14 protein-coding genes and 1 pseudogene are annotated in these 20,037 nt (G+C 64.3%); 8 read left to right on the forward strand and 7 right to left on the reverse strand.

The window, feature by feature from the left end:
- Positions 1-46: 46 nt before the first annotated feature.
- Both ABIC50_RS09545 and ABIC50_RS09550 read right to left on the reverse strand, forming a co-directional pair.
- Positions 47-976, reverse strand: coding sequence for a LysR family transcriptional regulator (locus ABIC50_RS09545; RefSeq protein ID WP_105831699.1), 930 nt, complete (start codon positions 974-976; stop codon positions 47-49).
- Between the two features lie 176 nt (positions 977-1,152).
- Entirely contained in the window at positions 1,153-2,403 is a 1,251-nt protein-coding gene (locus ABIC50_RS09550) for an MFS transporter (protein WP_354163390.1), read from the reverse strand.
- A gap of 742 nt (positions 2,404-3,145) precedes the next feature.
- Here ABIC50_RS09550 and ABIC50_RS09555 point away from each other — a divergent pair.
- From ABIC50_RS09555 to ABIC50_RS09580, 6 genes are all read left to right on the forward strand, one after another.
- Positions 3,146-5,914: a type VI secretion system Vgr family protein gene (locus ABIC50_RS09555; protein WP_354163392.1), complete on the forward strand. Its 2,769-nt coding sequence runs from the start codon at positions 3,146-3,148 to the stop codon at positions 5,912-5,914.
- A gap of 17 nt (positions 5,915-5,931) precedes the next feature.
- The gene (locus tag ABIC50_RS09560; protein WP_354163393.1) at positions 5,932-8,244 is read left to right on the forward strand and encodes a T6SS effector phospholipase Tle3 domain-containing protein; all 2,313 of its coding nucleotides are present in this window, start codon (positions 5,932-5,934) and stop codon (positions 8,242-8,244) included.
- 134 nt (positions 8,245-8,378) lie between these two features.
- The gene (locus ABIC50_RS09565) at positions 8,379-9,719 is read left to right on the forward strand and encodes a virulence factor (RefSeq protein WP_354163663.1); all 1,341 of its coding nucleotides are present in this window, start codon (positions 8,379-8,381) and stop codon (positions 9,717-9,719) included.
- A gap of 71 nt (positions 9,720-9,790) precedes the next feature.
- Positions 9,791-10,048, forward strand: coding sequence for a PAAR domain-containing protein (locus ABIC50_RS09570; RefSeq protein ID WP_011660133.1), 258 nt, complete (start codon positions 9,791-9,793; stop codon positions 10,046-10,048).
- Between the two features lie 18 nt (positions 10,049-10,066).
- Complete coding sequence (locus tag ABIC50_RS09575; RefSeq protein WP_249182831.1) at positions 10,067-10,381, forward strand: TrfB-related DNA-binding protein; 315 nt, start codon at positions 10,067-10,069, stop codon at positions 10,379-10,381.
- A 266-nt stretch (positions 10,382-10,647) separates the two neighbouring features.
- Complete coding sequence (locus tag ABIC50_RS09580; RefSeq protein ID WP_354163394.1) at positions 10,648-12,132, forward strand: aminotransferase class V-fold PLP-dependent enzyme; 1,485 nt, start codon at positions 10,648-10,650, stop codon at positions 12,130-12,132.
- A gap of 65 nt (positions 12,133-12,197) precedes the next feature.
- Here the strand turns inward: ABIC50_RS09580 and ABIC50_RS33975 are convergent.
- Positions 12,198-12,641, reverse strand: a pseudogene (locus ABIC50_RS33975) (DJ-1/PfpI family protein); the annotation flags it as partial.
- A gap of 252 nt (positions 12,642-12,893) precedes the next feature.
- On the opposite strand from ABIC50_RS33975, the gene ABIC50_RS09590 reads away from it, so the two are divergent.
- Positions 12,894-14,426 carry an amino acid permease gene (locus ABIC50_RS09590; RefSeq protein WP_354163396.1) on the forward strand — a complete coding sequence of 511 codons (1,533 nt, stop codon included), beginning with the start codon at positions 12,894-12,896 and terminating at the stop codon, positions 14,424-14,426.
- A gap of 148 nt (positions 14,427-14,574) precedes the next feature.
- Here the strand turns inward: ABIC50_RS09590 and glyA are convergent, their stop codons facing one another.
- The 3 genes from glyA to ABIC50_RS09605 all read right to left on the reverse strand — a co-directional run bounded on the left by glyA (position 14,575) and on the right by ABIC50_RS09605 (position 18,202).
- The gene (gene glyA / locus ABIC50_RS09595) at positions 14,575-15,822 is read right to left on the reverse strand and encodes a serine hydroxymethyltransferase (RefSeq protein WP_354163398.1); all 1,248 of its coding nucleotides are present in this window, start codon (positions 15,820-15,822) and stop codon (positions 14,575-14,577) included.
- A 319-nt stretch (positions 15,823-16,141) separates the two neighbouring features.
- Positions 16,142-16,921, reverse strand: coding sequence for an SDR family NAD(P)-dependent oxidoreductase (locus ABIC50_RS09600; protein ID WP_354163400.1), 780 nt, complete (start codon positions 16,919-16,921; stop codon positions 16,142-16,144).
- Positions 16,922-16,954: 33 nt separating this feature from the next.
- The gene (locus ABIC50_RS09605; protein WP_354163401.1) at positions 16,955-18,202 is read right to left on the reverse strand and encodes a D-arabinono-1,4-lactone oxidase; all 1,248 of its coding nucleotides are present in this window, start codon (positions 18,200-18,202) and stop codon (positions 16,955-16,957) included.
- A 262-nt stretch (positions 18,203-18,464) separates the two neighbouring features.
- Here ABIC50_RS09605 and ABIC50_RS09610 point away from each other — a divergent pair, with 262 nt between their 5' ends.
- The gene (locus ABIC50_RS09610) at positions 18,465-19,412 is read left to right on the forward strand and encodes a helix-turn-helix domain-containing protein (protein ID WP_354163403.1); all 948 of its coding nucleotides are present in this window, start codon (positions 18,465-18,467) and stop codon (positions 19,410-19,412) included.
- Between the two features lie 182 nt (positions 19,413-19,594).
- On the opposite strand, the gene ABIC50_RS09615 is transcribed toward ABIC50_RS09610, so the two are convergent.
- Positions 19,595-20,023 (reverse strand): hypothetical protein, encoded by a 429-nt coding sequence (locus ABIC50_RS09615; protein WP_050810674.1) that lies wholly within the window; start codon positions 20,021-20,023, stop codon positions 19,595-19,597.
- Between the last annotated feature and the right edge of the window lie 14 nt (positions 20,024-20,037).

The raw sequence follows: 20,037 nt of genomic DNA on the forward strand, positions 1-20,037 counted from the left end.
ACGGAGCGCGACTACGGCATTTGCGTTTCGCGAATAATCGCCCGGCTCAACGGACCCAGCCGCGCTCCAGCAGCGGACGGTCCCACGGCGACTCGTCGCCGATGTATTCGGCGAGGAATTCGACCAGCGCTTTCACCTTCAACGCCTGTCGCTGCGTTGCGGGATAGACGGCCGCGAAGCTCAGCGGCGCGATCTCGAAGTCGGTGAGGATGGGCACCAGCCGGCCCGCGACGAGCGCCTCGCTCGCGACCAGCGTGGGCAGGCACACGACACCGCCGCCCGTCAGCGCGTACTCGCGCAGCAGATGCACGGAGTTCGAGCGGATCATGCCGGGCAATTCCATTTCGACGACCTCGTCGCCGCGCGTCATCGTCCAGCGATTGCGTGATGGATAACCCGAATACAGCGCCGTCGTGTGCTGCAGCAATTCGCGCGGATGTTGTGGCGCACCATGCGCGTCGAGATACGCGGGCGACGCGCAGAACAGGCGTCGGACCACGAACAAGCGCCGCTCGATCAGCGATTCGGAAATCGGCGGGAAGATCTGGAACGCGATGTCGAACCCTTCTTCGACAGGGTCCACCACACGGTCGTTGACGATGATGTCGAGCTGGATGCCCGGGTAGCGCCGATTGAATTCGGCGAGCGGCACGCCGAAGTGATCGAGCGCGAAGCCGGGCAGCATCTGGATGCGCAGCCGCCCGGTCGGTGTCGCGCGCAGCTCGCGCATCTGGTCGGTCAGCTCGTTCACGCGCCCGACCACCTCCGCGCATTCGCGATAGAAGGTCTCGCCCACGTCGGACAGCCGCACGTGGCGCGTGCTGCGATGGAACAGCGGCGCGTTGACGAACTTCTCCAGCTGCTGGATGCGGTTCGTCACGACCGAACTCGTGACGCCAAGCTGGCGCGCCGCTTCCGCAAAACTGCTCGCCTCGGCGACCCTGACGAATGCCTCGATGCTCAGAAAGCGGTCCATGCGGCGCCTTTTCCGGGAAGCGAAACCGCCAGTCTAACCGTACCTCCCGGCCGGTTGGAGCATGCGCAAAGCGTCACACTGTCACCCGGCAGGTGTCAATCTCGCAGGGCCGCCGGGCGCGGGTGCGGGTGCGGGTGCGGGTGCGGGTGCGGGTGCGGGTGCGACCGAGCCGCATGTTACGGCTGCTCGCCCGTAGTCAGTTCCGGCTGCACGCCCACGCGGCGCTGCAGCACGGCCGGCGCAGTTTCCCGCAGCAGCATGCTGACCACGATGCCGAGCAGCACCGCAATCATCGGCAGCCACAGAATGTTCTGGATCCCGAAGTGCGCGGCGACGTAGCCGCCCAGCGCCGGCGCGATGCCGCCGCCGAAGATCTCGCCGCAGCCGACCACCACGCCGATCGACGTCGACACGAGCCCGACTGGCGCGGCTTCGGTCGCCACCGGCCCCGACAGCAGCGACACCAACCCGAGCGTGAAGAACGACGCGACGAACAGGACGACGAACAACACGACCGGCTGCGGGCCCAGCCCGCGGAAAATGTAGAGCATCACCGCGGTGCCGGCGAAGCCGACGATGCTCGCGAGGCGGCGCCCCACCAGGTCGGACAGGCCCGGCAGCCCGAACTGCCCGAGAAAGCCGCCGAAGCCGATCGCCGACACCACGAGGCCCATCTTCTGCGTGCCGAGCGACAGGTAGTCCGTCAGGTACAGCGGCAGCAGCGCGCCAAGCACGAACACGCCGGTCATCGCGCAACAGAGCGCGGCCATCGCGACGAGGATGTTGCGGCTCTTGAGCACATGGCCGAGCGAGGCCGGCGCGTGTTCCGACACGACCTCCTTCGTGCGCTTCGGTTCGCGGATCACGAAGAACATGACCGCGCCGAGGATCAGCCCGGGAAGCGCCACGAGCGCGAACACCCAGCGCCACGACACGACGTTGAGCAACTGGGTCGCGATGATCGGCGACAGCGCCAGCCCGAACAGCGCGAAGCCGCTTTGCTGCAGCCCGAGGTTCAGGCCGCGCCGCCGCGGGTGCGATGCGTCGGCGGTCGCCGCGAAGCTGGTCGGGCAGAACGAACCCTCGGCCACGCCCATCAGCCCGCGGATCGCGATCAGGCCGAGCAGCCCGCCCGCGAGCCCCGAGAAGCCGGACAGCAGCGAGAACGCGACGATGGCGGGGATCAGTACCTTGCGGCGGCCGATCTTGTCCGAGATGCCGCCCATCAGCGCCGCGAAAATGCCCCACGACAGGCCGAGCACGCCGATGCAGTTGCCGACGTCCTGCGCGGTCAGGTTCAGGTCCTTCATGATCGACGGGAACAGCGGCGCGATGAGCCAGCGGTCGAGGCCGACCAGCCCGAAACCGAGCGCCAGCAGCGTCACCGCCTTCCACTCATAGGAGGTATCCCACTCGTTTGCTTTCATGTCTGTCTCCGTGGATTGGTCCGCGTGCACGCGCCGGAGCGTCGGTGCATGAAGCCAGGTGTTGTCTTGTGTGCGATGCGACGCGAGTCGCGAGGAAATGGCGGCCGCCTTTCCGGTTGCAGGCGTCGAATTCAATCAGCCGACGCCCGAACGATAGGGGCGCGGCCGCCGATCGGGTATGGAACAACCGGCGAACGCGCCATTCGCGAAACGCAAATAATCGGGAGCGGGAGGTGGGAAGCGTCGGCGGGAAAGCGCCGGGCGAAGGGCTGCGGGCGTCGACGTGACGTTCACCGGCGTGTTACGGGGGATTCCCTCATAGACATCATGCGTTCGCGCACATTGCCTGCGCAGGCACGAGCGCGATCCGTTCGCGTCTTTTCCGATACTGCAACATGCAGTCGTTCGCCTTTATGTCTGACAAATCGAGTTTTTAAAAACCCATACCTGCTTTAATCGGACAAAATAACGCGACCGCATCCCGTGGTCCACCGAATAATTGTCGAGACAGCATCAATCGCATCCCGACATAAGATTTTTAAAAAATCAACAGGTCGCCCAAAAATGCAAAATACTGTTTCTTAAAGATAAATCCCGCAATCCCAAAATAAAAATACATTCTCCGAGCCAGAAAAACTTGCTAATCTCCGCCGCGCGATTTAGCGGATTCCCGCCTTTAACCCTACCGATATTCAATTTCAGATAAATCAGAATTCTGAAACATAGCAATGAGATTAGCGTGATGTCGATAGCAAAAACGCTCCGTAATTTTGCGTCTGGTCTGATTGACGGGAACCCGCGGCCAGTCGATCTCCATTTCGGGCGCGCGCAACGCGCGGTCGGCCATCTGCTGGCGCTCCATCACGCCGATATCCACGAAGGGCTGATGTCCGGCATCGAAGGGCAGCTGACCTGCGTATCCACCCACGACCATCTGTCGCCGGCGCTGTTTCTCGGCCTGCCCGTGTCGGTTCGCGTGACGACCGATCGGGGCGGCGTACGCGCGATCAATGCGATCGTGCGCGAAGTGCGGACCGGTCAATCCGACGGCGAGTTGACCGTCTATCAACTGCAGGTGTGTGACGCGCTGTCGTTGATGGAGGGTCGCACGAACGCCCGCGTGTTCCGCTCGCGCAGCGTGCCGGAAATCCTCACGACGCTGATGAACGAATGGAAACAGCGCAGCTACGCACTCGCGCGCGCGTTCGATTTCGACCTGTCCGGGCTGCAGGCCGATCGCTATCCGGTGCGCGAGCTTACGCGACAGGTCAACGAATCGGACGCGCGCTTCATCCGGCGTCTGCTCCGCCGGGAAGGCATCACGGTCTTCGTGAAGGCCGCGCCGGTCGGACGCGTGCACGGCATGGCCGACGAGCAGCCGGTTCACACGCTCGTGTTTTGCGACGATCCGCATTGCCTGAAAGAGGCACCGGCCGGTGCGCTGCGCCTTCATCCTCGCGACGCGGGCGCTGCGCAGCGCGACACGGTGACGCTCTTTGCGCACCGCCAGCGCCTGTCGTCCGGCAAGGTCCGCCGTCCGTCGTGGGACTACAAGACGGCGCGTATCGACGATTCAACGGCCGTCGCCAGCCTCCATCAGGGTGAATCGGGAAACGATCTGGCCCACCTGCTGACCGACGTCGCGATCGACATCCCGCACGTCGGCGATTCGTGGAACGACCACGACCGCATCACGCGCGACCGGATACTGGCTCACCAGTTCGAAGCCGAGCGATACGACGGGATCAGCAACGTGCGCGACTTACCGGTCGGCCACTGGTTCACGCTGACGGGCGACCCGGAGCTGGATATGAAGCCCGTCGAGCATCGTCGGTTCGTCGTCACGTCGGTTCGACACGATATCCGCAACAACCTGCCAACGCAGCTTGCGAGTCGGGCGCAGGGACTTTTCGCGGCGAGCCGTAACCTGGCGCAAACCGTTGGGCCGACGCCTGCCGATGTTGCCGAACAAGCGGACACGCGCTACGAGAACCGCTTCACGTGCGTGCGGCGCGGCGTGCCGCTCAAACCCGCCTACGATCCGAAGATCGATGTGCCGCCGGTTCACCTGCTGACCGGCACGATCGTCGGCATGCAGGGCGAGGAAGTGTTTTGCGACAGCGCCGGCCGCGTGCGCGTGCGGATCCACGGTTACGATCCGGCCGATCATGCGCACGCGCAAGGCGCCGGAACGAACGGCCGGGCCGGTGACAGCGCACCCATTCGCGTCGGGGCAAATCTGGCGGGCGGCAACTTCGGGACGCTGTTCCTGCCCCGCGTCGGCATGGAAGTCATGCTGGGATGTCTTGCGGGCGACCCGGACCGGTTGGTCATCATCGGCGTGCTGAGCAATGGCGCGAACCCGCCTGCGACCTTTAGCCATACCGGCGCGCTTCCCGGCAACCGGTTCCTCTCCGGCATCAAGACCAAGGAAATCAACGGCAGGCGTTATAACCAGCTTCGTCTGGACGATACGCCGTCGCAAATCTCGGCGCAGTTGGCGAGCGAACATGCGCACACCGAATTGAATCTCGGGTATCTGACGCAGCCGCGAGAAAACGGACATGGGGAGGCGCGCGGCGAAGGCGCGGAGCTGCGCACCGATGCCGCCGCCGCATTGCGCGCCGCGCGCGGCATCCTGCTGTCGACCTATGCGCGCACACGGGCCACCGGTGGCCAGCTCGATCGCGATGAACTGGTTCGCCTGCTCGATCAATGCACCGAGCTCTTCAAATCGCTCGGCGATTACGCCGGCCAGCACGGCGGGCAGTCCGCCGACACCAGCGGTCAGGACAACCTCGCCAGTGCATTCCGCAACTGGACGCCCGGCGGCGCACCAGCCGGCGCGGCCGACGATGCGTCGGCGCTGCTCGCATTCGGCGCGCAGTCCGGGGCGCTCCACGTCACGCCCAAAACGCACGTCATCCATGCGGGCGAGAACATCGATCAGGTCGCGCAGCAACATGTGCAAGTCACGAGCGGCGAGCGCATCAATCTGCATGCCGGTCGCGGCGTCGCGATGTTTGCGCACGGCGACGGCGTGTCGGCGATCGCGAATCAGGGGAAGGTCACGATCCAGTCGCAGAACGACGATACGCGCGTCGACTCGGCGAAGAACATTCAATTGACCGCGGCGGGCGGAAAGCTCGTCGGCACCGCGAGCGATGAAGTCGTGCTCGTTACGTCCGGCGGCGCGTATCTCCGGCTGCGCGGCGGCGATATCGAGCTGGGATGCCCCGGCACGTTCACGGTGAAGTCGGCTGGTCATGCTTGGGATGGTCCGGCGAGCATGAGCGCGGACATGCCGACATTCGCGCAGGACACGCTTGGCCGCGTGCCAAAGCTGGTCCGCGCGACGGACGGCCACGCGGCGGCGGGATTCGAAGGCGAAATTCAAAAGCCATCCGGACCGGTATCGAATGTGTCGAGCGACGTGGCCGGCCAGCTGCCAGCGGTCGATGCCGATCAGTTCGAGAGACTGGCGGTGCGGTTCATCAAGAAAAACATATAGGAATGCCAGGAGTTTGAATGAGCGATTCATTTCTTGATCCGGCGACGGTAGCGGCCACTCCTGGCGACGAACCTGCGACGAAAGCCGATTCTCCCGACGTTCCTGCGCCGCGGCCGGCGCCGCCGCAAATCGTCGTCGGCCGCGGCGAAGGCGTGACGATGTTTGCAAAGAACACGCCGCTGATCTGCATCAAGCAATTGCCGTTGCCCGGCATCGTGATCTTCGTGCACGGCGTCAACTCGGAGGGCGAATGGTTCGATGCAACGGAGCAAGGGCTGTGCAAAGGGATGAATCGCAGGCTCGGGCGGCTGGACGATCAGATGATGTATCACGGCGTCGATGCGGGGCAACTGACGCCCGCGAAGTACACGGAAAGCGTGACGCCGGATGGGTTCTTGAATCCGAAGCTTTGGTCCGGTGACTACATCAAACCCGAGCCGTCGTTTTCGCCTGTCATTCATTTCCGGTGGGGCTATCGGGCAACAGCGGCCGAACTGAAGGAATACGGCGACAAGATCTTTCTCAACGAGAAGGACTATTGGGGCGGTGGTCCGTTCACGAACGGCTGTGCAAGCCTGCCCGATCTCTGGCACGGCGGTCTGGATGATCGAACGATGGGATGGATGACGGTGCAAGGCATCAATCCAACCAATCGGCCGCTGTACCGCGCGCCGCCTCGCGCGTATGGCGTGCTCGCGGCGTTGCGACTGGCCAGACTAATCGAGTCGATTCGCCGCATGCAGGCCGATGTACCGATTACCGTCGTGTGCCACAGCCAGGGCAACATCATCGGCCTCACGGCGGCGTTCTTTGGCGACGCGTTCCCCGATGTCGAAGATCCGTGGGGACGCACCGGGCATTGCGTGGCGGATGCCTACGTACTGGCGAATGCGCCGTATAGCCTGGCGAATGCGGACGGCCCGTACAAGTCCGACACGTTCATGGATACATGGTCGCAACGCGCGACGAAAGACGCCAGCGGTCATCGCGGACGGCAGACCTATGCCGCGCGCACGAAGACCTTCGGCAGATTCCTGTCGATCATCGGCGCTCGCAAAGCATGCGACCTGCCCGCGGACAAGATCGATGAAGACATGGAAAACAAGCGGGTGTCGCCGAAGAGCAACCGGTCCTATGCGACGCAAGACGATCGCTCGCGGCACGGCTTGAATGGGTCCACGTATGGCCGCGTCACCGCGTACTGCTGTCCGCACGATCAGGTGATTTCAGCGGTGACGGTGCAAGGCATCGGATGGCGCGGGATCAGCAAGCACGAACTCGAGGATATCGGTGCGGCAGGCATCCTGACGCAGCGGGTGTTCGCATCGGGTTTTCCGGTCGGTGTGCAGAAACCTTACCGGTATTGGGAAGACGATTGGCGGCATGGCAAGCACGGAACGAAACCGGGTTTCTGGTACCCACCGTCGCCGCCCGCCAAGTTCAATCTGATCGGTGCGATCAAGGGCAATGAGTCTGTCTTGGGCGTGGCCGCTACGCTCGTGACAGCGCCCCTGATGTTCGTCGTGACTGGAATCAGCTCGGCGTTGAACATGCTGCGTGTGAACGCCGATCCGCCGAAAGGCTGGACCGTGGTGGCGGATGCGCCGGCGCTTGATGATCCGTTTTCGCCGAAGGCGCTGCGATTCGGCAAGCCCGTTGAAACGAAAGATGGCGCCGCGACAAGCGACTTCAACGAAGGCAACGATCCACCGGCCGCGTGGCGCGACGCGAGCAAGACCGATGCGGACAAGCGGACCGACGATCCGTACGACCAGTACCACGCAAAGAACGCGGATAGCGTCGCGCAGGGTACAGCGGAAACGGAAGCCGGACAGCGCTATGAAGATCGCGCGTTGTTGCGAATGGAAGCGCGTCGAACGCTGAACACCGAATGGTTTGATAGCGACGGCCACGTAATTGGTGAGGATGGCAAAAGCACGATACCGGAGGGCTACAAAGAATGGCGCGACAAGCAGATCGTCGACTGGCTCGATCGTGGTTCGACGAATAGCCCGACCAATCACTCTACGACGATGACCAATCCGGAGCATGCCGAGAAGGCGCTTGCGTATGACGTTGCGGTGGGCCTGTGCTACCTGACGGAGGAACAACTCAAATCGCTGCGCATTGAGGCGGATTGGCGGATAGGGAAGGGTATTCCCGAAACCAATCCGAACAAGAAGTACGTCAATTACTTTAAATACGGAACGCTTGATCGAATGTCGATGCACGAATGGGTGCATGCCACGAATAGCGAAGGAAAGATTCCCGAGGCGATCACGGATGAACGTGAAGGCGAGTTTTATCTGAAGGCCGGGGGTTTCGTATGAAGGCACTGATCGCTACCTGGCCGCGACGCGTCGCCGTCGCCGTTTCGACATGGCTCATCACCACCGTGCTCATGGCCTCGTTGATGGCGCATGTCGAACAACCCGACCCGGCACATTTGGAAATAGGAGATTGGATGAAACGATTGTTTGCCGTACCTGGCCTGGCCGCGCTGATGGTGTTTCTGTTCACCACAGCCCTCATGCGCTCTGTACACGCCGCACCTGTCAATGCACTAGAGAATTCATCACCATCAGCCCAGGAGCCCGCCAAGCCGTTCGTCGCGCAGGTTGTGGGCCTGATGTGGTTGAATCCGTTGCAACGTATGGACTATCCGACCGAATGGCAATTGTTGTGGACACAGGGGCTTGCCGCTCCCAACAAGAATGACGATATGGTCCGCACCGACCCGAAGTCCTTTACCACCCTGCAGTCGGTAGCTGGCATCGCATACGGCAACGAGGGCGAAGAAACATTCAAGGGTTTCTATCACAAGTACGTAAGCGAGTTTCTCGTGTTGATGCGTTCGCGCTACTTCGCGAACGCGAGCTATTTCTACACCGTGAAATCGGAGAATCCCAAAGATTGGCGCGAGCTTGCCGGAATACATATCGAGCTCGCTCTGCCTCCAAGGCTCGATCCGATCGAAGCGAAGACGTACTTTACCAATGAGTTTCTCCAATGCTTCGAAATCGGCCCACCATCACCCAAGACGCTTTGGAGCCGCGACACGCCTCCTGATATCCAGATCACGCAAGGCAATGCAAACGCCGGCTTTACATCGCTGAACAAGGCGTTGGACTACTTGCAGGCAAACCCCGACAAGACCGCCTGGGCGATGAACTGGGACGCGCCGAACTTCCCGCCCACGGATGCGCAGATCAACGAAAACCTCGTCGTGCTGTTCCTAGCCGGCCCGAACTTCAACACCGAACGTGAGCCGCTCGCATGGATCGGCAAGGCCGCGGCCGGCGACACGAAAGCATTCTCGCCGAAGGTCGGCACGACGCGCGCCGTCCAGGCGTGGAAGGCAACCATCGCGCAAGCGGCACGCAATGCGGGTGTCGCGGTCACTGACCTGAACTACATCGTTCACGATGCAGGGCACGGCAGCGATGCAGCGTCATCACGCGTCGCCGCCCTCGCGCAAACCCTGACCGAAACGCTGCCGGAATACGACCACAAGAAGCAGACATTCAACACCGCCGCCCTGCTCGGCGACATGGGAACGGGCAGCGCATTGACCGACGTCGCGCTCGCGATCGGCCGGATCAACCACTTCGGCGGCAACGCATTGGTCGCCGGCACGACCGACGCTGAACACCCCGTGGCCGTCGTCGTCAGGCCGCCATCGAATCTCACGCCGATCGACCCAACCAAGGACTGGTTCCGCGCGCGCGGTGGAAACAATGCATACCTGCCGTGGTGGGGACGCCGACACGATGTCGATTACGGCATGCAGGGTTATTCGTGGTGATGCAAACCGGCTCCGCGGCACAGCGCGAGCAACACGCGACCACCACACGAATCATTCGGAGGACGAGTCATATGCGAGGAATTATCCGCGTAGGCGACATGCATACCCACGGCGGCCGGGTCGAATCCGGCGCCGGAATCAGCAAGGTCATGGGGCGCGCGGTCGCGCGCTTCGGCGACGCCTGCTCGTGTCCGATCCACGGCGCCTGCACGATTGCAGCAGGCGACCCGGCCTTCAACATCGAAGGCCAAGCCGCCGCGTTCGATGGTGACGAAACGACCTGCGGCGCGAAACTGATTTCTTCACTTCCGAATTCGGGGCGAATTTGAATGCAGAAGACACGACGCATGACCGCCGAACAGTTCCGGCAGTTGCGGCTTCAAGATACCCGCATCAAGCCGGTGAACCAGTGGGCGCTGCACGAGATTTTCGTCAAGGGCCGCCCGCAGCGCGAACTGGCCGCGAAGCTGGGCATGAACCGCTCGGCAATGTCTCAACTCGTTCGCAAGGCGTGGCAACGGTATCTGGACCTGCCGGGTAACGTCACACGCCTCACCACGGTGACGATCACGATCCCGGCGAAATACGAGCGCGCGCTGCACGCATGGGTGCAGGACGCGCATCGTTTATCGAACCAACCCGATCAAGACGAGCCGGCCTGAGCGACCCGCGCCCCGACGCGTTAACGGCATCCGGTTGGTCGCAGGCCCGCCCCCCGCGCCCACCGCGGCGCGCCGCGCCATGCGGGCATCCGTATGACCAATCCCCGATGCTCCGCCACGCCAAGAAAGAAATTCATCCCCCAATATCGGATTCAGATAGATTCATATTCCAGATCAAGCTAAATTCTCAGCTCCTTTTGGATCCTTTTTCCCCGCCCGACCTCGTATCATTTCTCCCATTCCGAAGAGAAGAGCAAGAGAAGGACATGAGCGATACCACCCCGCTGCACTACCTCGACTACGCAGCCACCACCCCTGCGGATCCCCGCGTGATCGAAGCGATGACGGCCTGCCTCGGCGCCGACGGCATCTTCGGCAATCCCGCGTCGAGCTCGCACGCCGCCGGCCGGCTGGCGAAGGAAAAAGTCGAGCACGCACGCGCGCAGGTTGCCGCGCTGATCGGCGCGCATGCCGACGAGATCATCTGGACGTCGGGCGCCACCGAATCGAACAACCTCGCGCTGAAAGGCTACGCGGAAGCCGCGACCGACAAGCGCCACCTGATCACGAGCCGCATCGAACACAAGGCCATCCTCGACACGATGGCGAACCTGTCGAAGCGCGGGATGACGGCCGCTTACCTGAGCCCCACCGCCGACGGCGAAATCACCGTCGACGCCGTGGCCGCGGCGATTCGCCCCGATACGGGCCTCGTGTCGCTGATGCTCGTCAACAACGAGCTCGGCACGCTGACGGACATCGGCGCGATCTCGCGCATCGTGCATGCGGCGGGCGCGCTGCTGCACGTCGACGCCGCGCAGGCGCTCGGCAAGACGCCGATCGACGTGCGCGCGCTCGGCATCGACCTGCTGTCGATGTCCGCGCACAAGGTGTATGGCCCCAAGGGTATCGGCGCGCTGTTCGTCCGTCGCGACATTGCCGGTCGCATCGCGCCGCAGATTCACGGCGGCGGACACGAGCGCGGCCTGCGCTCGGGCACGCTCGCGACGCATCAGATCGTCGGGATGGGCACCGCGTGCGAACTGGCCGCCGAAAAGCTCGAGCGCGAAGCCGAGCGGATCGCGGCACTCAGCGCGCGCTTGAAGGACGCGCTGCTCGCGCTCGGCGACATCACGCACAACGCAGCAGCGGCGCGCCGCATCCCGCACACGTTGAGCCTCACGGTGAACGCGCCGGGCTTCTTCCCGTTCATGCTCGGCGATTCGCTCGCCGTGTCGTCGACCTCCGCATGCAACTCGACCAGCGGCGCGCCGTCCCACGTGCTGACCGCGATCGGTCTCGATGCGGAAACCGCCGGCCGCACGGTGCGCATCAGCTTCGGCCGCTTCACGACCGAGCAGGATGTCGATTTCGCGGTCGCGTGTTTCGCGCGCGCGATCGAGCAATGCCGGGCCGCGGCCGCCACCGGGTTCACCGCGTCGCGACAGATCACGGCGGCGGACCTGAAAGCGATCCGCAATGCAGGCTTTCGCGCGGTGATCTGCAACCGGCCGGACGGCGAAGGCGCCGATCAACCGGCCTTCGACGAGATCGCGGCCGCCGCGCGCGAACTCGGCCTCGACGCGCGCTATCTGCCGGTCGAACGCGACCGGATCGGCGATGCGGAAGTCGACGCGTTCGGCGCGCTGGTCGATGCGCTGCCGAAGCCCGTGCTCGCGTATTGCCGCAGCGGAAGCCGCTCCGGGATGCTGTGGAACCGGCTGACGGCGCGGCGGACCGCGACGGCCTGAGCGCAACGCCGTTTCCGCGCGGGGGAAGCGCGGTTCGCGTCGGGCGGCGCGCAAGCTCTCCGCCGCTACTTCGCCTGCTCCAGTTGCAGCGCCACCCAGTCTGACGTCGCGTCGCCGTAGCGCGCCGCGACGTCTCCGAGCACACCGGCCAGCACCACGTCGCAACGTACTTGCGCATCTGCCGTTGCGCCAACATCGCTGCGCGATGTCCGCACCCACGCATCGGCGGTGAGCACCATCGGGGAGTTCGTCGAAGCCGTTCGCGACCGGCCAATCGAAGGTCCGATGCCGCCACAACGTGACGCGATTCGTCAGCGCGGTCGCCACGGCACGCGCGGTCAATCCGACCCGGCTGCCGTCGTGCACATCGCTCCATCCATCCGCGCCGACGTTGCGCACTGCCGCCGCCTCCCCAACGCATTCACCCCCGCAAGCGACGCGCGAACTAACGCGGCCACGCCGGCCGCCGTCATCGCATTGCCGTCCATCACGCAACGGCGATCGCCCACCCCACGCCGCATCGGCAAAACCGCCCCTCGATGCCCCCGAAAGGTGCATCCGTCCAGACTTTCCGGTGCATTGCCAAAATCCGATAGCGTCGCGAGATTTGGCTTCATACCGTTCCCGCATCGGACCGGAAAACGACGTGTCATTCACCCATGACGTCGCGTGCCGCCGACGAATTCCAGGGGCGGGCCGCAATGCCGGGCCCGGGCAGCGATGACGGTCCTGCCATGCAGGACATTCGTGACGGAGCGAACATGGACGCGAAAATTCAGCCTGACTCAGGCACCGACAGTGACGTAAGCCTTCTCCACAAGATGGGATATGCGCAGGAGCTGTCGAGACGCATGAGCGGCTTCTCGAACTTCGCCGTGTCGTTTTCGGTGATCTGCATTCTGTCGGGCGGCATCACGGCGTTTCAGCTCGCGTTTTCCGCCGCCGGCGGCGCATCGATCGGCCTCGGCTGGCCGCTCGGCTCGCTGTTCGCGCTGGTCGTCGCAGTGTCGATGTCGCAGATCGCGTCCGCGTTTCCCACCGCCGGCGGCCTCTATCACTGGGGCGCCATCCTCGGCGGGAAGCAATGGGGGTGGATGACGGCGTGGCTCAACCTGATCGGCCTGATCTTCGTGATCGCCGCGATCAATTTCGGCACCTACGATCCGTTCTTCAAGACGCTGATCGCCCCGATGTTCGGCGTCAGTTCGGACAGCCTGACGTGGTGGCATCAGACCGCGTTCATCGCATTCATCACGCTGTCGCAGGCGGTGCTGAACGCACGCGGCATCAAGATCGCGAGCAAGATCACCGACCTGTCCGGCTACCTGATCTTCGTCGTGACGATCGCGCTGGTCGTGTCGCTGCTGGTCTACTCGCCGGTCCCGTTCGACCTGCATCGGCTCGTCACCTTCACCAACTTCACCGGCGTCGACGGCGGCGCATGGCCGAAACAGACGCTGCCGCTCGCGTTTCTGTCCGGCCTGCTGCTGGTGACCTACACGATCACGGGCTTCGACGCGTCCGCGCACACGTCGGAAGAGACCCACAACGCGGCGAAGAACGTGCCGCGCGGCATCATCGGCTCGGTGTTCTGGTCCGCGGTGTTCGGCTACGTGATGGTGTGCACGTTCGTGCTGGTGATGCCGGATCTGACGGCCGCGATGAAACAGGGCACCGGCTTCTTCGAAGCGATCCTCGCGCCGATTCCGAAGACCTTGCGCGTGTGCCTCGAACTCGCGATGTTCTTCATCAACTACGTGTGCGGGCTCGCCGCGATCATGTCGACGTCGCGCATGGTGTATGCGTTTGCGCGCGACGGCGGGCTGCCGGCGTCGAAGCTGCTGCGCAGCGTGAATCACAACCATCGGACGCCCGGCCCCGCGATCTGGACGTGCGCTGTGCTCGCGATCGTCGTCACGCTGTACGGCGACGCGTTCTCGGTGTTGAGCGCGGGCAGCGCCGTGTTCCTGTTCATCTCGTATGCGATGCCGATCGGCTCCGGAATGCTCGCCGAAGGGCGCACGTGGACCGAAAAAGGCCCGTTCCAGCTCGGCATCTGGTCGAAGCCGTGCGCGTTGCTCGGGCTGGTGGGCGCCTGCGTGCTGGCTTACGTCGGCATCCAGCCGCCGAACGAGAAGGTGCTCTACGTGCTGGTTGCGTTCGTGGTCGTGTTGATGGTGATCTGGTACGGCTTCGGGGTGCGCAAGTCGTTCGCGGGGCCGCCGGTGCTCAAGGACACGCGCAACGACGCGCGCATTCGCGAACTCGAGGCGAACGTCGATGCGTCGGTGTGAAGCGATAGCGGCTCGCACCTAGGCTCACAACGCAAAAATCCGGCTCGCACACACACGGCGAGCCGGATTTTTTTACATCGCTTCGGATCGGACGAGATTCAACGGCCTGAGCCGTTGAACGCCCGATCGCGTGCCCGATTGCAGCGCGTCAGCCGTAGACCGGGAAACGCTGCGTCAACTCCGCGACGCGCCCGCGCACGCGCTCGATCGTCGCCGCATCTTCCGGCGCTTCCAGCACGTCGGCGATCAGGTTGCCGACCAGTTCGGCTTCCGCCGGGCCGAAGCCGCGCGTCGTCATCGCCGGCGAACCCAGGCGGATGCCGCTCGTCACGAACGGCTTTTCCGGATCGTTCGGGATCGCGTTCTTGTTCACCGTGATGTGCGCGGCGCTAAGCGCCGCTTCCGCCGCCTTGCCCGTGATGTTCTTCGCGCGCAGGTCCACCAGCATCACGTGGCTTTCGGTGCGGCCCGACACGATCCGCAGGCCACGCTTGACCAGCGTTTCAGCCAGCACCCGGGCGTTCTCGACCACCTTTTCCTGGTATGCCTTGAATTCCGGCGACAGCGCTTCCTTGAACGCCACGGCCTTCGCCGCGATCACGTGCATCAGCGGGCCACCCTGGATGCCCGGGAAGATCGCCGAGTTGATCGGCTTCTCGTATTCCGACTTCATCAGGATCACGCCGCCGCGCGGGCCGCGCAGGCTCTTGTGCGTCGTCGTCGTCACGAAGTCGGCGTGCGGCACCGGGTTCGGATACACGCCCGCCGCGATCAGGCCGGCGTAGTGCGCCATGTCGACCATCAGGTACGCACCGACCGACTTCGCGATCTTCGCCAGACGCTCGAAGTCGATCTTCAGCGCGAACGCCGACGCGCCCGCGACGATCAGCTTCGGCTTGTGTTCCTGTGCGAGCTGCTCTGCTGCGTCATAGTCGATGTCTTCCTGCTCGTTCAGACCGTAGCTCACCACGTTGAACCACTTGCCCGACATGTTCACCGGCGAGCCGTGCGTCAGGTGACCACCGTGCGCGAGGCTCATGCCCATGATCGTGTCGCCCGGCTTGAGCATCGCGAAGAACACGCCCTGGTTCGCCTGCGAACCCGAGTTCGGCTGCACGTTCGCGGCTTCCGCGCCGAACAGCTGCTTCACGCGATCGATCGCCAGCTGCTCGACCACGTCGACGTATTCACAGCCGCCGTAGTAGCGCTTGCCCGGATAACCCTCCGCGTACTTGTTCGTGAGCTGCGAGCCCTGCGCGGCCATCACGGCCGGGCTCGTGTAGTTTTCCGACGCGATCAGCTCGATGTGGTCTTCCTGGCGGCGGTTCTCGTCCTGAATGGCAGTCCAGAGTTCGGGATCGACGTTGGCGACGGTGCTGGTAGTGCGATTGAACATGATGATTGATCAGAAGAGAGTGATGGATTGATCCTGGTATGCCGGACTTGCCCGGACCCGCGAAGCCGAGCGCCGGAACGGCGCTCGATGACGTCGACAACCCTGCCGCGTCGCGAAGCCGGCTGAACGGTGACTCGTCATTGCCATTCCAGCAGACGCCACGTCGTTCAGATAGAAGGATTGCGACATTCCGCTAGGACGCATCGCGCGACGCCCAGCCAAAAAAATCGAAGGTCCGCATTGCTGCGGCACCTTCGACCGAACCTGCCGTTCCCGGAGAGGTCGTGCCTGCCCGTCGGCTTCTAGCGTATATGGGGGCCTAAACGGCGGAAAAACAGTTGTCGACGAACAGCTGGGTGCCATTGACGAAGCTCGATTCGTCGGACGCAAGGAACAGCGCGGCCGCGGCCACTTCCGACGGCTCGCACAGCCGGCCTTGCTGCACCGCGATGGCCGCCTCGGTCGCGTCCACGCCCATCGCCTGCAGATCCTTCAGCTCGCGCATCCCGTGCGGCGTGCGGATAAAGCCCGGCGCCAGCGCGTTGCAGCGAATGCCGCGGTCGCGGTATTCGACGGCGATCGCGCGCGCGAACATCTGGCATGCGCCCTTGGTCGCGTCATACAGCACCTCGCCGGGCGTCGCGAAGACGGCCGAGATCGACGACGTACACACGATGCTGCCGCGCCCTTTTTCCAGCATCTGCGGCAGCACCGCCTTCGTCATCAGGAACATGCTCTTCACGTTCACGCCCATCAGCCAGTCCCATTCCGACTCCTCGATGTCGAGGAACGGTTTGACGATCAGCGTGCCCGCATGATTGAACAGGATGTCCGCGTTGCCGTACTGCGCGCGGGCTGCCTCGACCGCGTGCTGCACATCCGGCTGCTTCGACACGTCGGCTTGCAGGCCGATCGCCTGCAGGCCGACATCGCGCAACCGGGACGCGAGCGTGTCGGCCGCGTCGCCGTCACGGTCGATGATCGCCACCTTCGCGCCCTGCGCGGCGAACAGCTCGGACGCGGCGGCGCCGCATCCGCCCGCGCCGCCGCTCACGATGGCGACCTTGCCGGCAAGGCGACCGTCAATCTTGGCATTCATGCGTCGTTCTCCAATGTGATTCGTCAGGACCCCTCAGCTGAACAGGGTCCGAAGATGATCGTTGAGGAAACGGCCTTCCGGGTCCACGCTGCGGCGCAGTTCACGGAACGCCTCGGCCTTCGGGAACCAGCGGTCCACGTCGTCGCGGTTCGTGAAGTGCAGCTTGCCCCAGTGCGGACGCGAGCCGTAGTCGCGCAGGATGTCGTCGACATCCTTCAGGAACGGCCAGTAGTCGACGCCGTTCGGACCGCCCGAGCACGAGATGGTCACGCTGTCCTGGTGATTGAACGGGCTGATCCATGCCGGGTCGCCCTTCGTGAAGCGGTACTCGACCGGGAAGATGCAGTCCCGATGCTTCGTGAGGATCAGGTCACGCACGCGGCGCAGCGCTTCCTTGCCGTGTTCGGCGGGCACCGCGTATTCGAGTTCGTGGAAGTTTGCGACGTAATGGATCGCGTAGACCTCCGAGCTGTACGCGATCTTCTCGTGCTCGCCTTCGTGGTACGTGCGCGCGTCGGTGACGTCCATCACCTTCACTTCGCACACGTCGTCGTCCTTCTTCGAGTTCGACACCGCGGTGGTGTCGGGCAGGCAGTACAGGTGGCGGCTTTCGGACGTCGGGCACCAGAAGAAGCCGAAATGCCGGTGCGTCGCCGCGAGCTCGTCGTACCGGTCCATCAGCGCGTCGAAGTCCTCGCGCCACACGCGGTCGTGCAGCCAGAACGCATCGGTCACCTGCAGCGTCAGCTCCGAGACCGCGCCGAACATGCCGATATTGACCTGCGTCGCGTGCAGCAGGTCGAGGTCCTGCTTGTCGCTCACTTCCATGATCGAGCCGTCGGGGCGGACGATGCGCATCCCGACCACCTGCGACGACAGGTTGCTCAGCGTCGTCCCGGTGCCGTGCGTGCCCGTCGCCAACGCACCGGCTATGGCCTGCGAATCGATGTCGCCCTGGTTGACGAGCGAGAAGCCGATTTGCTTCAGATGCTGCGTGACCGCGTTGATCCGCGTGCCGGCCTTCACCGTCACGCGCTTCTGCCGCTCGTCGACCGCGACGATGCCGTGATAGTCCTTCAGCGACAGCAGCAGGCCGCTCGTCGCGACGACGGGCGTGAACGAATGCCCCGATCCCGCGCAGCGGACGTTCTTGCCCTGGCTCGTCGCGGCGTGCACCAGCTCGGCAATCTCCGCCTCGCTGGTGGGCGCCGCCATGTGCGCGGCGACGCACGACTGATTGCCGACCCAGTTCCGCCAGAATCCGCCACGTGGAAGCTCCATCAACGTCTCTCCTGAAGTGCGCCGGCCGGCAACGAAGCGGGAGACTCCAGGCGCCGGCGCGATGCGTCGTGTTCGTGCCGACGATATTTCGCCGGCCGGCTTTGCACTATCGGATTTCGGCAAGCGAGGGTTTTCTCCGGGGTTTTTTGACCGGCGCGTGCAGCGACTACAATGAATCGATCCGCCCGCTCCCCTCCCGACTCCGATTACGCCGTCTGCCGATCCGAGCGATTACTCCGGCGCGCCGCCGCTCGCGCGGAGGGTGACGTTCTGCGCGTTCACCGACGTGGAGGAGCAGGCGCGGATCTTCGACGGCTGGCACCTCAACTACACGCAGATCTCGGGCGGCCGGTTTCATGGCTCGTCGTCCATCGTGTCGCTCGGCGGCATCCGGCTGCTGGTCGAAGACCTCGACAAGGTGATCCTGCAACAGGGCGCGGTGCCGTCGGATCGCGTCGCGGTGGCCGTGCCGCTGGAGCTCGAAGGCCATGCGCGCATGTGCGGCGAAAAGAGCGGACGCGACAGCCTGCACGTGTTCTCGAGCCAGCCCATGTTCGAGTTCTATTCTCCGGACCGGCATGTGCTGGTGAACGTCGAAATCGCGCCCGACAAGCTGTCGACGCCGGCGCTGTGCACGTTCGCCGCGTCGCTGCGGGCCCGCACCTTCGCACCGCTGATCCCGATGACGGCCCAGGTCGCGGATCGCCTGCGCCACCTGCTGCGCCACGCGATGGCCGCGGCCGCGAAGAGCACGCCGGTTGACGACGTGACGACGCAGGACCGGATCGAGCTGCTCGAGCGGACCGTGCTGTATGCGATTTCCGAAGCGATGACGGTGCCCGCGCCGGACGCGGACGCGCTCGCGACGCGTTCGACGAAGTACTGGTCGCTCGTCAACGCGGCGCAGGCGCGGCTGCAGGATGCGTCGACGTGCCCGCTGTCGATCGCCGAACTGTGCGTGCAGCTCGGCATCAGCCGGCGTACCGTTCAATACGCGTTCAACGACACGCTCAATCTGAATCCGATCGCCTACCTGCGCGCCGTCCGGCTCAATCACGTTCGCCGCGAGCTGCGGCTCGGCGGCCCGGTGACGTCGGCCGCGACGAAGTGGGGCTTCTGGCACCTGAGCAGTTTCGCGCAGGACTATCGCGCGATGTTCGGCGAGTTGCCGTCGGCGACGGCGAGGCGCTACGCGCAACGGGAAGCGTGAGCGTCGATCGTGCGAGGCGCGACGCGTGATGCGGCTTCGCACGTGCGCGCCGAACTTTTCATGAAGAAGGCCGCGGCACGAACGTGCGCCGCGGCAGGTTGAACGCAGGCCGCCGCCGCGGTTGGGCAGCCGGCACCGAACCGGCACCGGCCGCCTTCCCACCCGGCGACCTCACTACACCGTCACTCCTGCTGTTCCTGCTGTGCCTGCACCTGCCGCTGCTGGATGAACTGCCGCACATCGCTCATCGTCACGCGACCGGTGTGTTTCGCATCGATCTCGTCGAAGTGCTTCGCGACGAACCCGAGCCCGCTGCTCTGCGCCTGCGCTTTCGTCACCGCCGCGCCGTTGCCCAGCACCGTGTTGCCGCCGAGCCGGGCATCGACGCGCTTCTGCGCCTGCTGCTGCAGCGTCGCGCCGGTCGACGGCAGTACCGGCGCCACGCGGGTCGACGGAAAGAACGGCCCGTCGACGCCGTGGCCGCCGTGCGGCAGCTTCACCGGCGCCACCGCCTGCGGCGGCAGCGCATGCGCGGCGCTCATCACCGCACCGAGGACGATCAACGAACACATACGTCGCATCAAGTTGATTGGAGACATGATCACTCGCATTCAATGGATGAATA

This window comes from Burkholderia sp. 567 (genome assembly GCF_040545115.1).
GTDB classification, from domain to species: domain Bacteria; phylum Pseudomonadota; class Gammaproteobacteria; order Burkholderiales; family Burkholderiaceae; genus Burkholderia; species Burkholderia ambifaria.

Coding starts and splice junctions, on each gene's coding strand:
- ABIC50_RS09545 (WP_105831699.1), bottom strand. CDS start 976: ATGGACCGCTTTCTGAGCATCGAGGCATTCGTCAGGGTCGCCGAGGCG.
- ABIC50_RS09550 (WP_354163390.1), bottom strand. CDS start 2,403: ATGAAAGCAAACGAGTGGGATACCTCCTATGAGTGGAAGGCGGTGACG.
- ABIC50_RS09555 (WP_354163392.1), top strand. CDS start 3,146: ATGTCGATAGCAAAAACGCTCCGTAATTTTGCGTCTGGTCTGATTGAC.
- ABIC50_RS09560 (WP_354163393.1), top strand. CDS start 5,932: ATGAGCGATTCATTTCTTGATCCGGCGACGGTAGCGGCCACTCCTGGC.
- ABIC50_RS09565 (WP_354163663.1), top strand. CDS start 8,379: ATGAAACGATTGTTTGCCGTACCTGGCCTGGCCGCGCTGATGGTGTTT.
- ABIC50_RS09570 (WP_011660133.1), top strand. CDS start 9,791: ATGCGAGGAATTATCCGCGTAGGCGACATGCATACCCACGGCGGCCGG.
- ABIC50_RS09575 (WP_249182831.1), top strand. CDS start 10,067: ATGACCGCCGAACAGTTCCGGCAGTTGCGGCTTCAAGATACCCGCATC.
- ABIC50_RS09580 (WP_354163394.1), top strand. CDS start 10,648: ATGAGCGATACCACCCCGCTGCACTACCTCGACTACGCAGCCACCACC.
- ABIC50_RS09590 (WP_354163396.1), top strand. CDS start 12,894: ATGGACGCGAAAATTCAGCCTGACTCAGGCACCGACAGTGACGTAAGC.
- glyA (WP_354163398.1), bottom strand. CDS start 15,822: ATGTTCAATCGCACTACCAGCACCGTCGCCAACGTCGATCCCGAACTC.
- ABIC50_RS09600 (WP_354163400.1), bottom strand. CDS start 16,921: ATGAATGCCAAGATTGACGGTCGCCTTGCCGGCAAGGTCGCCATCGTG.
- ABIC50_RS09605 (WP_354163401.1), bottom strand. CDS start 18,202: ATGGAGCTTCCACGTGGCGGATTCTGGCGGAACTGGGTCGGCAATCAG.
- ABIC50_RS09615 (WP_050810674.1), bottom strand. CDS start 20,023: ATGCGAGTGATCATGTCTCCAATCAACTTGATGCGACGTATGTGTTCG.